Here is a 13,778-nt window from a genome sequence, read left to right as displayed (position 1 = left end):
ATCAAATCCATGGCCCGGCAATTAGCAATTGAATGGTGATCGTGAACACGGCAAAAGCCGCGAGTGTCAAAAATCCAAGAAATGATCGCGCGCTATCCTTATGGTATTGCGCTTGCCGCCGGCGGGATCAGCGCCACAGGCTTTGCGCCGCTGAACTTTTGGCCCTTGGCTATTGTGATGCTGGGCTTGTGGATGGCGGTCCTGTTTCAAGCACAGAGCCGCAAATCCGCCTTTTTTATCGGTTGGTTGTTCGGGGTAGGCCATTTCGTCATTGGTTTGAACTGGATTGCTACGGCTTTCACTTTTCAGGCGGCGATGCCGGAGTGGCTCGGCTATGTGGCCGTGGTCCTACTGTCGCTATATCTGGCCGTTTTCCCCGCCATTGTGGCTCTGGCCGCCTATGTGATTGGTAAGGACCGGCCCTGGGCATTCATACTGGCGACGGCGGGCATGTGGATCATCACCGAATGGCTCCGCAGTTGGGTGTTCAGCGGGTTTATTTGGAATCCCCTTGGGTCGGTTCTCGTGCAGTTGCCGATCTTGTCTTGGTCGGCAGCATGGATCGGTACCTATGGTTTGTCCGGTTTTGCGGTGCTTTTGGCGGGCGGGGTGTTTTACGAGATCATGCGCCGGGCCGCCGCCGAAGCGCAGACCGGAAATCGGAATCGTCTTCGTTATGGGGCTTTGGCAGCGCTGGCCTATATTGCTTTCTCACTGGCGATGACGTGGGATCGAGGGGATAGCAGCGAGGCTGAAGCCCAGATCACCGTGATTCAACCCAATATTGGCCAACAGGACAAATGGAAGGCCGGTTATGAGGAGCAGAATCTGGCGAAGCTGGCCGAACTTACGCGCCGCGAAGATGAGAGGCCGCGTATCATCTTCTGGCCCGAAGCCGCCATCCCTGACTATTTGGAGACCGGTTATCCGCCGCGCTATTATTACGGACGCCCGCCGGAATTTGTGCGTCAGCAACTGGCAACATTAATGCGGCCCGGTGATGTGCTGGTGCTAGGGGCGCTAAAGCTAGAATTTGACGAAGCAGAAGGCCGCGCAGTTGGCGCGCGCAACAGTGTCTTCGCTATGGACTCAGAGCGGCAATTGCTCGGCCGCTATGACAAAGCGCATTTGGTGCCTTATGGCGAATATCTTCCGATGCGGTCTTTGCTGTCGGCCGTCGGCCTATCGCGTCTTGCTCCGGGCGATTTTGATTTCTGGCCGGGGCCCGGTCCCCGCTCGCTTGATCTCGGCAAGTTCGGCAAAGTCGGTTTGCAGGTCTGCTATGAAATCATTTTCTCGGGACAGGTTGTGGACCGCGATAACCGTCCGAATTTCATTTTCAATCCATCCAATGATGCATGGTTCGGATCATGGGGCCCACCACAGCATCTGGCGCAGGCGCGCTTACGGGCCATCGAAGAGGGGCTACCGGTGATCCGTTCGACCCCGACCGGCATATCGGCGGTGATCGACGCGAATGGCACCGTCACGGACAGCATTCCCATGGGGCAGGCAGGCCGGATTGATGGCCGCTTACCCACAGCCAAGTCTGCGACAGTCTTCGCTCGCTATGGAAACACCCTACCGCTTGGTCTGGCCGTGGTTTTGCTGATTTCTGCCATTGCCATTGCCATTCGCCTTCGCCCTCGTTAATGTGCACATATAAACTTTTCCTTATGTCTTAATAGACCGATGATCCCCCGGCTCGAACTTAGGATTTTCTCATGCGTTCAGAATTTATTTTCACTTCCGAATCTGTCTCTGAAGGGCATCCTGACAAAGTGTCGGATCAAATCTCTGATGCAGTCGTTGACCTGTTTCTTTCCAAAGACCCGGAAGCCCGGGTTGCTTGTGAAACGCTGACTACCACTGATCGGGTGATCCTTGCGGGAGAGGTCCGCGGCAAAGGCATGATCGACACGGATGGCAACTGGGCGCCCGGCGCACAGGCGGAAATTGAGAAGATTGTCCGCGGAACCGTCAAAAAAATTGGCTATGAGCAGGATGGTTTCCATTGGCAGGATCTAACGTTCGAAAATTACCTGCATCCCCAATCGGCGCATATTGCCCAGGGCGTAGACGAAAGTGGCAACAAGGACGAAGGAGCCGGTGATCAAGGCATCATGTTCGGCTATGCCAGTGATGAAACACCGGATCTGATGCCTGCGACTTTGCAATATTCGCACCAGATATTGAAGCAGATGGCTGCGGATCGCCACAGTGGCAAAGCGCCGTTCCTTGAGCCCGATAGCAAGAGTCAGGTAACCCTGCGCTATGTCAATGAAGTGCCGGTAGAGGCCGTTGCGCTGGTGGTCTCTACGCAGCATGCACCCGGCTATTATAAGGATAGCGATAATCCCGCGCTTTATCAGGAATTACGCGACTATGTGATGGGTGTGTTCCATTCGGTTCTGCCAGAAGGCTTTATTACCGATAATACGGTGATCCACGTGAATCCGACGGGACGGTTTGAGATTGGTGGACCTGATGGTGATGCTGGTCTGACCGGACGAAAGATCATCGTCGACACTTATGGTGGTGCCAGTCCGCACGGTGGCGGTGCCTTTTCCGGCAAGGACCCAACGAAGGTTGATCGGTCCGCAGCCTATATCACGCGCTATATGGCTAAGAATATCGTAGCAGCTGGTTTCGCCAAACGCTGTGCGATCCAGCTCTCCTATGCGATTGGCGTCGCGGAACCGCTGTCGATCAATGTCGACCTGCACGGCACCGGTACGGTGAGTGAAGAGAAGTTGGAAGAAGTTCTGCCCAAGCTCGTGCGTCTGACCCCCAAAGGCATTCGTACCCACCTTGGTCTGAACAAACCGATCTATGGTCGAACGGCCGCCTATGGACATTTTGGTCGCAAGGCGGATGGAGATTTCTTCACCTGGGAAAAAACCGATCTGGTGGATGCGCTGAAAGCCGCTCTTAAATGATCTTGTTTGCCGAGGCATTGTAAAATGACTGCTTATAAAGACGGTGACCCGACGACCATCCGTCAACTCTATGGACGCCGGCAGGGCCATGCTTTGCGTGACCAGCAGGTCGAACTGGTCGAGAAGCTTTTGCCACAAATCGCAGTCGATCCGGAAGGCCCGGTGAGTGCGCAATCGCTCTTTGGTGGCGAGCGGCCCATGCATTTTGAAATCGGTTTTGGCGCCGGAGAGCATCTAGCGAACCGCGCCGATATGCTTCCTGATCATGGATTCATCGGTTGTGAACCCTATCTCAATGGTGTGGTAGGCGCATTGCAGCATGTCCGTGACCAGCATTTGGCCAATGTTCGTCTGCATATGGGCAATGCGCTGGATGTGTTGGAACGGATTCCCGACGGCTCCCTGAGCTTCGTCTATCTGCTTCATCCGGATCCCTGGCCGAAGGCGCGGCACGCCAAACGGCGCTTCATGAACCATGGCCCGATGGAGATGATCGCGGCCAAGTTGAAACCCGGCGGAGAATTTCGTTTCGGCACCGATCACCCGGTCTATCTGGAATGGGCGTGCATGATCATGGGACAACGCGAGGAGTTTGAATGGCTCTGTTCGAGTCCGCAGGACTGGATGATCCGTCCCGGTGGGTGGCCCGAAACACGCTATGAAGCCAAGGCCCGCCGTCAGGGCCACGACGTTTGGTATTTTCGCTACCGGCGAAAATAGGTGCTAGCGCTGCACATTTATTCAAATTAACTATCATATTCAGCCATTTCCCTCATCATAAGGCGGCAGTTGAATCATAAAATTAAGCATGTTGTAGTGCTTATTGTTAACCTTCCTTTTCTATAAAACGCTTAACCAAAATCATTGGCTATATTGATACGAATTAGGACAGGGGTTTACGAGCGAATATGGGCAGGTCACCATCCAATATTGAAGCGACTACCGAAGCTGAGCAGGTCCGTCAGAGCGCGACCCCAGCGGATCTACATATTCAATCCCGGAATCGGCATTTTGCCAGCGCTTTGATCGAACGGCGGCGCTGGGTCGGTGGTGACCCTTTCGCATCTGCCTTTTTCAACGCCTTGTCGGTTACCTTTCCGAAAGGTGAGATATTCTTTATCGAATCGCTCAAGAAGTTTCGCAATCAGGTGCCGCCCAAGTTGCAGGGTGAAATTCGAGCCTTTATCCAGCAGGAGGCGGTCCATAGTCGCGAACATCATTGCTTCAACCAACATCTGGAAGGTTGTGATCTGGATATTTCGCGACTGGAGCAAACGATTGCTGATGTCGTGAATGGCATTCGTACGATGCCGGAAATTTCACATCTGGTAGCGACCATGTGTATCGAACATATCACCGCAATTCTGGCCGCAGAGGTAATCGCCAATCCGAAGCATTTTGCAGATGCCGATGAGCATCAGCGCAAATTATGGCTGTGGCATGCTTCGGAGGAAATCGAGCACAAAGGCGTGGCCTATGATACTTGGTTATATATGACCAAGGATTGGAATCCGGTGAAACGTTGGTTTGTGCGGAGCATGTTTTTTGCGAAAATCTCCCTCGGTTTCACGATGAACCGGGCCAAGGGTATTCTCGACTTGCTGCGGCAAGATGGTATTTCCGGCTTTCGCGCATGGATCGGGCTTGCGCATTATGCGCTCATCGGCCCAGCGCCATTTCGCCGTACGATCGGCCCGTGGGCCCAGTTTTTCAAACCGGGTTTTCATCCGTGGGATATTGATGACCGCGACCTCATCCAGCTCGCCGAGAGCGAATATGAAGCCGCGATCATGGATGACAAGGATGCCTCGACCACTGTCTCTGTGTTCCCGGATTCGGCGTCGCGGGATCGTTTGAAACAAGTAGCCTGACCGATACGGTTAGGCGGCGATTTTTCGCATGACCTCACATTCATTAGGCTCGCTCAGCGCGCGGGAATATTCCAACGTTTTGGCCTCACGGTTCCGACCGAGGCTATAGCGCGGGATGGTCTGCCCGGTTGGCTTGAACCCCAGTTTGCGAAGTACGGCTCCGGAAGCCGGATTGTCCAGGAAATGACTGGCGATCAAATGTTCATGCCCCAAAGCCTTGGCCGTTTCCAGCACGGCTTGCCCGGCCTCCGTGGCATAGCCCTGTCCCCAATGGGGGCGAGCAATCCAATAGCCGAGTTCGATGTCCCGGTTCTCCAGTCGGCCAATCCCGATGCATCCCAATAGCTGGGGACGGGCGATTGTCCGGCTGAATATCAGCCAGCGGGGCCCCACAGGATCGGTCGGCAATGACAAGAAATTCTCGGCATCTTTCAAGCTGTAGGGCCACGGAGCGTTCGCAAGATTACGGACGATCATTTCGTCGTTGATCATAGCGAACAGGTTGCCCGCATCTTCGGGCCAGCCGGGCCGCAAAAATAATCTTGGTGTTACAGCAAACATCGGGACTCTCCATCAAACGTATACGCCCCTGTCTTGATTGATTAGCCCGCTAGAGGGTGACCATTACAAGATCATGACGTTGTACAGGGAGAGACAAAAAAAAGGGAGAGGATGACCCTCTCCCTGAAAATTGGCGGTTCTATTGAACCTACCGGGTCATCCCTCTGGTGGATAACCCTTTATCGATTATCCGATTATTCGGCGGCTTCCGCCATGGCGTCGACGGACACATATTTGCGGCCGAGTTTGCCCTTGTGGAATTCCACCTTGCCATCAATGAGCGCAAATAGAGTATGGTCCTTGCCCATACCGACATTGCGACCCGGATGGGTCTTGGTTCCGCGTTGGCGGATGATAATGTTACCGGCGACAACAGCTTCGCTGCCGTATTTTTTCACGCCAAGGCGACGACCTTCTGAATCGCGGCCGTTGTTGGATGAACCACCTGCTTTTTTATGTGCCATGGTTTAGTCCTTTTTCTTAGCAGCGGGCTTCTTGGCCGCTGGTTTCTTAGCCGGGGCCTTTTTGGCGGCAGCTTTTGTTTCGGTTTTAGCAGCCGCTTTTTTCGCAGGTGCTTTTTTGGCTGGTGCGGCTTTCGCTTCAGCAGCTGGCTTTTCTTTCGCCGGCGCAGCCTTAGCTTTCGCTGCAGGTGCCGCTTCTTTTTTCGCAGCAGCCTTCTTAGGGGCTTTCTCAGAGCCGATGGCGCTGATCTTCAGCACAGTGTGCTGCTGACGATGGCCATTTTTCCGGCGATAATTATGCCGACGGCGCTTCTTGAAGATTATAACCTTCTCGCCTTTTTCCTGGGCAACGATCTCAGCCGCAACGGTCAGACCCTTGGTGTCCTTGATATCGCCACCGTCACCGGCCAGCAAAACGTCGTCCAGAGTTACCGAATCACCAGCTTCACCAGCTAGTTTTTCGACTGCGATAATATCTCCTGCGGCAACCCGATATTGTTTGCCGCCGGTGCGCACAATTGCGAACATGGCTATTTTCCGTTTCAAATTTGTGGTTCCAGCGCACAAGGCCGTAAACGCGAGTCTTTTGGCTCACGCTGGAAAGAGTGGGCAGCTAACCGATGAAGCTGGCGCTGTCAACCAGCTTAAGGCGAATTTTGGCTATTCAACATAGCGCGACGGACTCCAGTTCCGCTTAGGATATTCGCCGTTGCAGAGCAGATAAGCGTCTCCTAAAGACAGGGCAATGAAAAAACTCCTCGCTTTGATGACGATTATCACGGTTCCGCTTTCCGGTTGCGCGATGCAGCAGGGCGATTTTCCTTCGCTGCAGAAGCGTCCCTATGAAGCCGAATCGGCTGTGGTTGAAACGACACCTACTGCTGCCGTTACGTCTCTGCCCGCCGATGTGCGTAGCAAATTAGCTGCAGCGGTGGCGACGAGCAGTGCTGCGCATGATCAATTTCAGGCCATGTTGCCGGCCGTTCAAGCGCGAGTCGATGCCGCTGGCGGTTCCAACGTGTTGAGCGAGCCATGGGTCGTTGCGCAAATGGAACTGGCTGCGCTCGAAACAGAACGCAGTCCTTCGGTCGAAGCGATGGCCGATATTGATGCCCTTTATGCCGCCCAACTGGAACGCGATGCGGCCGAAAACCGGTCCGGCGGTGCTGCCCTCATCATTGGGCAGCGGGACGCGGTGCAGGCGCAAGTCGACCAGCAGCAGGCCGCGATTGACGCGATGAAGAGCCGGCTGCGCTAAGCCAAAGCCTCAATGGCCGCTTTGTGCGCCTTGGCATTTTCGACATAATGAGCAACGCCCATTCGCATGCCGGCAATGGCGGGTTCTGGCAGATCACGCATGAATTTGGCGGGTGATCCGGCCCAAAGCTGCCCCGACGGGATGCGCTTGTTCGGCGTCAAGGTCGCACCGGCGGCGAGCATGGCATCGCCCTCGATGACGCAACTATCCATAACTGTCGTACTCAGGCCGACAAAGGCCCGGTCTTCTAGTGTCGCACCGTGCAGCATCACCATATGACCGACCAGAACGTCATCACCGATAATCGTCGGATTGCCATTGGGCGTTGCGGGTGTGGCGCTGTCGCAGTGGATGGTGGTGCCATCCTGAATATTGCTGCGCGCGCCGATTCGGATGAAATTCACATCGCCGCGAATCACGCAATTATACCAGACGCTCGATTCGGGGCCGATTTCGACATCGCCGATGATCTTGCAGCCGGGCGCTATGAAGGCGCTAGGGTGAATTTTGGGTGTCTTGCCGTTGAACGGCAAAATGAGGGGCTCGGTCATTGGTTTCTCTCTGTACAATAGGTGACATGGCGGAGCAGGTCGCTCTCGGGTTCGACGCTGGGATGATCAAAGTCCAGTTCCGGCAGATATTTCATCTCCAGCCGCTCCATGACCGCCCGGCTGCGTCGGTTGGTCTCGCTGGTGATCGCCCAGATATCTTCATCGGGATATTGGGCCGAGGCCCACTGAATGCATTTTTTCGCGGCTTCGGTGATATATCCATGGCCCCAGGTATCTGATGCCAACCGCCAGCCAATTTCCAGCTTATCGGTGATAGGCGCATGGGCTCCTCGGATCAGCCCGCACCATCCGATCAGGCGGTTGTCCGATTTTCTTTCCAGCGCCCAGAAACAACAGCCGTCTTTCTGCTGCAGATTCTGCATTCGGACAATGAGATCAGCGACTGCATCCCGCGTCATGATCGGTCCCAATGTTTCCCTGACCTTGGGGTCGCTGTTGATGGCGTGGAAAGCATCGAGATCGTCGGAACGCCAGTCCCGCATGATCAGACGTTCGGTTTCCAGCCTGAACTCAGCCATTGAGAAGACGCGCCGCATCGGCCGCGAAATAGGTGAGGATGCCGGAACATCCCGCCCGTTTGAACGCGATCAGCTTTTCCATCATCAGTGCATCATGGTCGCCCACACCGGCAGCGGCGCCGACCTTGATCAGAGCATATTCGCCGGACACCTGATAAGCGAAAACGGGAATGTTGAATTCTGATTTGGCGCGATAGATGATGTCGAGATAGGCGAGGCCCGGCTTGACCATGACGCTATCGGCGCCCTCGGCAATATCAAAGGCAATTTCGCGAATCGCTTCATCGCTATTGGCCGGGTCCATCTGGTAGGTTTTTTTGTCGCCTTTGAGCAGGCCGCCCGATCCTACGGCATCGCGGAACGGGCCGTAAAAGGCGCTGGCATATTTGGCGGCATAAGCCATGATCTGGACATTGTGGTGATGGGCCAGTTCCAGCACATCGCGGATCGCGCCAACGCGGCCATCCATCATATCGGACGGCGCGATGATATCGGCACCGGCATTGGCCTGATTGAGCGCCTGCTTGGCCAGGACATCGAGCGTGCGGTCATTCTCGACATAGCCTTTGTCGTCGATCAAGCCGTCCTGACCATGGCTGGTATATGGATCGAGCGCGACATCGGTCAATATGCCGATTTCATCGCCGAGTGCGTCTTTCACCGCTTTGGTCGCGCGGCACATCAGATTGTCGGGGTTGAGTGCTTCTTTGCCGTCGTCGCTGCGTCTGTCCGTCGGGGTGTTGGGAAATAGGGCAAGACAAGGAATGCCAAGGTCACGCGCTTCCTTTGCGCGCGCGACAATGCCGTCGACCGACCAGCGCGAAACGTCGGGCAGGGCAGCAATCGGTTCTTCTACACCCGTGCCTTCGGTGATGAATAGCGGCCAGATAAGATCAGATGGCGAGAGATGGGTCTCGCGGACCATGTCCCGGCTCCAGGTATGGGCGCGGGTGCGGCGCAATCGGCTGTGCGGGAAAGAGGCTTTTTGTGACATGGGAAAGGCTTAGCGGAGCCAGCAGCGGCGCTCAACTCTTCTGTGAAACTGTTTCGGTTAGCTTGCGAGCGGTTTGTTGAGGCGGTTGATCTCGCGTTCCGGTTCGCCCTGCGTCGACACACTCTTCAGAGTACCCAAGGCTGCGCCCGGTTCGACGCGCTTCAATTTCTGAAGTTCGGCCTTGAAGCGCCGCAATTCGCTGCCGCCCAATTTGGCGCGTTCGACAAATTTGACCGACCGTGGATTGATCGTCCGTCCACCGCGATAGAGTTCATAGTGAAGATGCGGCCCGGTCGACAGGCCGGTTGATCCGATATAGCCGATAATCTGGCCTTTGCGCACGCGCCGGCCGTTTCGCACCGCGATCCGGCTCATATGGGCATAGCCGGAAGCCAGCCCACCGCTATGCTTTAGTTTGACATAATTGCCGAAGCCACCTTTGCGTCCTGCATAGACGACAGTGCCGTCGGTAACCGCGTAAATCGGCGCGCCATAGCCACCGCCGAAATCCATCCCGGCATGCATGCGTTTGTAGCGCAGAATCGGGTGGCGGCGCATGCCGTAATTGGATGTGATCCGTCCGTTCGTCGGCCGCGCCAGTTCGCCATTAGATTGGCCGACACCCGATGCTTCAAACCAGTTGCTCCGTCCGCCGCTTTTCCATTTCAGCATCTGTGCTTTCGGCTTGTCGCTGCGGTTCAGTCCGGCATAGATGAGATCGCCGACCTCGACTTCGCCGGTTTCGGCGCGGCGATAGGACAGGATGATATCAAATTCGTCGGTGCTGCGAATATCGCGGGAAAGAGACATTTTCTTGCCAATGACTTGCAGATATTTCCGGACCGCTTCGGCAGGGGCACCAGCCGCCCGAGCGGACCGGTAAAGGCTAGACCCGACCGTGCCTTTGATCCGCAATGGTGTATCGTCAACCAGAATGGGTTTGCGGTTGAGTTTTAACTGATCGCCATCGCGCAGCACTTCGAGGTTCAGGTCAAAACGGGCGCGAAATGCCAATAGATCCAACGGCCGTGCCTGATTTTTGGCAGGACGACGGCCGAGGGTGACGTCGATTTTTGTGCCGGGTTTAAGGTCGCCAAGGGCGATGGCATTGCTCACGAGACTATTGACCTGCGCGGCTTCACTGCTGGCCACGCCAGCACGTCGCAATACCCGGCGCAGGCTATCGCCGCGGCCCAGTGTCGCGACCAGTTCGATGGACGGCCGTTCGGGGCTTTCCGCTAGCGGGCGAACCGCGTCGGTTGCTGCCATCCGCAGGCCGGTGTCCGACCCATAAGCCAGCGGTCCAATCATCTGAGAACGGGCCTGATCGGCCCGATATCCGCTCAACGGATCAGCACGATGCCCGGCTATCGGACCAAAATCGGGAAGACAGCTAATCGCAACGCCGCACAGGGTCACCAATGTTATGAGACCGCGGAACCAGGTCGGACTGCCAATGTCGACCCCGAGATCGGGTACCCAATCGATTTCTGCAAGATATTCCCGCCATTCCGCCAGTTTCCCCCGGAACGAAGCGGTTTCAGGGATCGACGCTTGATCGGGATTGGCCGCGACGGTAGCGGCTCCCTGACCTTGCATATCAATATCGTCGATACTCTTGAACAAACGCACCCCTCGGTGATGTAATTATGCGGTCTAACATCCTTTTTATCCGTTTCCTCTGTGCAGGAACTTAGTTAATGTCAAATTAAGCCGCCATGCAGGCCGTTCCCCTGCGGCGAAACGTGCAAATTCGCGGTTATCCGGTCTCTATCGGCAGTTTTCCTTTTAAGCTCTTGCAACTCTGCCTTTGATCGGCTGTTGTGTTCACAATGTCCTCGATTGACCAGCCGTCTCTTGTCGCCGTTCTCGGCCCGACCAACACCGGTAAAACCCACCTTGCCATCGAACGCATGTGTGCGCATTCGAGCGGCATGATCGGATTTCCGCTGCGTCTGCTGGCGCGTGAAGTTTATGATCGCGTGGTGGCGTTGAAGGGCGCAAACCGGGTGGCGCTGGTCACCGGCGAAGAAAAGATCATCCCAAAGGACGCGCAATGGTTCCTGTGCACGGCCGAAGCCATGCCGATGAACCGTGAATTTGCCTTTGTCGCGATTGACGAGGCGCAGATCGGGATTGATCCGGAGCGCGGGCATATATTCACCGACCGGATGCTCTACGCGCGTGGTCGCGAGGAAACCATGATCCTGGGATCGGAAAGTCTGCGGCCGCTGATACAGGCGCTGCTCCCCGATGCGGAAATTGTCACCCGTCCGCGCTTTTCAACCTTGAGCTACGCTGGACCGCGCAAGCTTTCGCGCCTCCCGCGACGGTCTGCGATTGTCGCCTTTTCGCTGGAGGATGTTTACGCGATTGCCGAAATGCTCCGGCGGCAACATGGTGGTGCGGCGATTGTCATGGGGTCGCTATCGCCGCAGACCCGCAATGCGCAGGTGAAAATGTATCAGGATGGCGAGGTCGATTATCTCGTTGCCACCGATGCGATCGGCATGGGATTGAATCTTGATGTGACCCACGTCGCCTTTGCCGCGCTGAAGAAATTTGACGGCCGGCGCCGGCGCCGACTGACGCTGGCAGAGATTGGGCAGATTGCCGGCCGTGCCGGACGTCACCAAAAGGACGGTAGCTTTGGTGTGCTGTCCGGACTGGCTTCGTCGGATGAATTGCAACCCGAAGAGATTGAAAATCTTGAATCGCACCAATTTCCGCAATTGGAATGGCTTTACTGGCGCAACGCGGAACCCGACTTTGGCTCGGTCGACCGTTTGATCCGTTCGCTGGAAGCAAAGCCGCAGGGTCGACGATTGCGGGCCGCGCCGGAAGCGGTCGATCTGGCGGTATTGAGAAAATTGTCGCAAGATCCAGTAGTATCCGGTCATGTCGTTTCGCCGGACAAGGTCCGTTTGCTTTGGGAGGCCGCCTCTATTCCCGACTTTCGCAAAGTGGGTGCCGATCATCAAGCGCGCTTCATTGCATCCCTTTGGCCGCATCTTGCCGCAGGATCGGGTAGAATACCGCATCATCGTATGGCTCAGGAAATTTCCCGACTGGAAAATGTCCAGGGCGATATTGCCACTTTGGGCGCGCGCATTGCGGCGGCCCGCAGCTGGAGCTATATCGCGCAGAAATCGCACTGGGTGGAACAACCCGAGGCGATGATCGATCGCACCCGCGCCCTGGAATCGCGCTTGAGCGATGCAATGCACAATCAGTTGACCCAGCGTTTTGTTGATAAACGCACGCGGGTTTTGATGCGCGGTCTGTTGGACGATGTGCTTCTGCAAGATGTCACGGTCGATGCCGATGACGGCACCGTGATGGTCGAAGGGCTCGAAATAGGAACACTCAAGGGCTTCCAATTTGTCGTGCCATCCGATAGCCGGAGAGAAGACCGCAAGATGCTGCTTGCCGCAGCAGAAAGATATTTGGGACGAATTATGACGGAAAACGCAGACGCTCTTGCCAAGGCACCGGACAGTGTTCTCACCTTGGTGCCCGACGCTGCTGGTCAACCAGCAGTGCTGTGGGGCGATGAACGGCTAGCGGTTTTGGTCAAGGGCAAGAGCCTGCTGCAACCCGAGATTAAATTTGACCGGTCGATCAAGGATATGGCCGCCGACGACAGCCAAAAGATAATGGACCGGGTCAAGGCCTGGGTCGACGCGATGAAAGCCAAACATTTGCAAGGTCTGATGAAAATTGACGCTCTGGCCAATGAGCCGGAAACACCGGCAGCCGTGCGCGCGCTCTTCGCGCAGATTGTCGATGCGGGTGGTATATTGTCGCGGCGTGAAATTGATCAGGCAGTCCGGGCGCTCGACAATGATATGCGTGGCCATGCCCGCCGTGCGGGTTTGGTATTTGGCGCGCTTGATATTTTCCACCACGCATTGATGAAACCGGGCGCGGTGCTTTGGCGGACCGCTTTGTTCGCTGCCTTTGATGCTCAGCCGATGATCGATCAGGCGCCCGACAATGCCGTGCATCTCAAACAAGGGACATTTGCTTCCGCCGACCATGCTTCGCGACTTGGTTTTCGCAAGATTGCGGATGAATATGTCCGGGTCGACATGGTGGAACGGCTGATCAAACAAGCGCATGAAGCCCGCCAGCAAGATGCGGTGTTCGCTGTTGATCCTGCTCTGGCAACCTCATTGGGCCTGTCGAAAGATTGTCACGAGGCGCTGCTTGACCTGACGGGCTTTGTCAAAACCGATGATAAGCCTGCCCCGGTTGACGAATCTGTTTCCAAAGATACGGCGGCGCCATCGGCTGGAGCCGATGAAGCGAAGGCCGCTCCGCAAGAGCTTGTCGCATCAGATGTAGCGCCGACCGCGACCGCAGAAACGGGCGAAGCGCCAGCGGATCAATCATCAGAACCGGAAGCATCTCCCGTCGCCGTGCAATATTGGCGTTGGAAGGGCATGGCGCATAAAAAGAACCGAAATCCGGCTAAACCCGGCAGAAAAGGCGATAAAAGGCCTAAAAACACGACCGGAAAGCGAAAGCCAGAGCCGGTTCTCGCCACCGCGGGCGGCGCCTTTGCCGAGCTGGCTGCGCTTCGGGACAGCATGAAAAAATAG

The 13,778-nt window shown here is 55.9% G+C and carries 13 protein-coding genes; 6 read left to right on the top strand and 7 right to left on the bottom strand.

Going from position 1 to position 13,778, the window contains the following annotated elements; all coding sequences use genetic code 11:
- The first annotated feature begins 63 nt into the window (after positions 1-63).
- The 4 genes from lnt to ABJG22_RS00525 all read left to right on the top strand — a co-directional run bounded on the left by lnt (position 64) and on the right by ABJG22_RS00525 (position 4,810).
- A complete protein-coding gene (gene lnt / locus ABJG22_RS00540; RefSeq protein ID WP_348018285.1) occupies positions 64-1,653 on the top strand; it encodes an apolipoprotein N-acyltransferase in 1,590 nt (529 codons plus the stop codon).
- Between the two features lie 71 nt (positions 1,654-1,724).
- The gene (metK, locus tag ABJG22_RS00535) at positions 1,725-2,939 is read left to right on the top strand and encodes a methionine adenosyltransferase (protein ID WP_348018284.1); all 1,215 of its coding nucleotides are present in this window, start codon (positions 1,725-1,727) and stop codon (positions 2,937-2,939) included.
- Between the two features lie 24 nt (positions 2,940-2,963).
- Positions 2,964-3,659 (top strand): tRNA (guanine(46)-N(7))-methyltransferase TrmB, encoded by a 696-nt coding sequence (locus tag ABJG22_RS00530; RefSeq protein ID WP_348018283.1) that lies wholly within the window; start codon positions 2,964-2,966, stop codon positions 3,657-3,659.
- Positions 3,660-3,847: 188 nt separating this feature from the next.
- Positions 3,848-4,810, top strand: coding sequence for a metal-dependent hydrolase (locus ABJG22_RS00525; protein ID WP_348018282.1), 963 nt, complete (start codon positions 3,848-3,850; stop codon positions 4,808-4,810).
- A gap of 9 nt (positions 4,811-4,819) precedes the next feature.
- On the opposite strand, the gene ABJG22_RS00520 is transcribed toward ABJG22_RS00525, so the two are convergent.
- From ABJG22_RS00520 to rplU, 3 genes are all read right to left on the bottom strand, one after another.
- Positions 4,820-5,371: a GNAT family N-acetyltransferase gene (locus ABJG22_RS00520; RefSeq protein WP_348018281.1), complete on the bottom strand. Its 552-nt coding sequence runs from the start codon at positions 5,369-5,371 to the stop codon at positions 4,820-4,822.
- Positions 5,372-5,565: 194 nt separating this feature from the next.
- On the bottom strand, positions 5,566-5,835 hold the full coding sequence (gene rpmA / locus ABJG22_RS00515; RefSeq protein ID WP_348018280.1) for a 50S ribosomal protein L27: 270 nt from the start codon (positions 5,833-5,835) through the stop codon (positions 5,566-5,568).
- Between the two features lie 3 nt (positions 5,836-5,838).
- Complete coding sequence (gene rplU / locus ABJG22_RS00510) at positions 5,839-6,360, bottom strand: 50S ribosomal protein L21 (RefSeq protein WP_348018279.1); 522 nt, start codon at positions 6,358-6,360, stop codon at positions 5,839-5,841.
- A 217-nt stretch (positions 6,361-6,577) separates the two neighbouring features.
- Between rplU and ABJG22_RS00505 the strand changes: the two genes are divergently transcribed.
- Positions 6,578-7,090 (top strand): hypothetical protein, encoded by a 513-nt coding sequence (locus ABJG22_RS00505; RefSeq protein WP_348018278.1) that lies wholly within the window; start codon positions 6,578-6,580, stop codon positions 7,088-7,090.
- On the opposite strand, the gene ABJG22_RS00500 is transcribed toward ABJG22_RS00505, so the two are convergent.
- The 4 genes from ABJG22_RS00500 to ABJG22_RS00485 are packed head-to-tail and all read right to left on the bottom strand — an operon-like array spanning position 7,087 to position 10,800.
- Positions 7,087-7,641: a gamma carbonic anhydrase family protein gene (locus ABJG22_RS00500; RefSeq protein ID WP_348018277.1), complete on the bottom strand. Its 555-nt coding sequence runs from the start codon at positions 7,639-7,641 to the stop codon at positions 7,087-7,089. The genes ABJG22_RS00505 and ABJG22_RS00500 overlap by 4 nt on opposite strands.
- Complete coding sequence (locus ABJG22_RS00495; protein ID WP_348018276.1) at positions 7,638-8,180, bottom strand: GNAT family N-acetyltransferase; 543 nt, start codon at positions 8,178-8,180, stop codon at positions 7,638-7,640. The genes ABJG22_RS00500 and ABJG22_RS00495 overlap by 4 nt, the downstream gene beginning before the upstream one ends.
- The gene (gene hemB / locus ABJG22_RS00490; RefSeq protein WP_348018275.1) at positions 8,173-9,174 is read right to left on the bottom strand and encodes a porphobilinogen synthase; all 1,002 of its coding nucleotides are present in this window, start codon (positions 9,172-9,174) and stop codon (positions 8,173-8,175) included. The genes ABJG22_RS00495 and hemB overlap by 8 nt, the downstream gene beginning before the upstream one ends.
- A gap of 57 nt (positions 9,175-9,231) precedes the next feature.
- Positions 9,232-10,800: a M23 family metallopeptidase gene (locus ABJG22_RS00485; RefSeq protein ID WP_348018274.1), complete on the bottom strand. Its 1,569-nt coding sequence runs from the start codon at positions 10,798-10,800 to the stop codon at positions 9,232-9,234.
- Positions 10,801-11,006: 206 nt separating this feature from the next.
- On the opposite strand from ABJG22_RS00485, the gene ABJG22_RS00480 reads away from it, so the two are divergent.
- Entirely contained in the window at positions 11,007-13,778 is a 2,772-nt protein-coding gene (locus ABJG22_RS00480) for a helicase-related protein (protein ID WP_348018273.1), read from the top strand.

This window comes from Parasphingorhabdus sp. (genome assembly GCF_039939955.1).
Taxonomy (GTDB): Bacteria; Pseudomonadota; Alphaproteobacteria; order Sphingomonadales; family Sphingomonadaceae; genus Parasphingorhabdus.
Note: the sequence above shows the minus strand (reverse complement) of the source record. Positions and strands in the feature narration are given on the sequence as shown.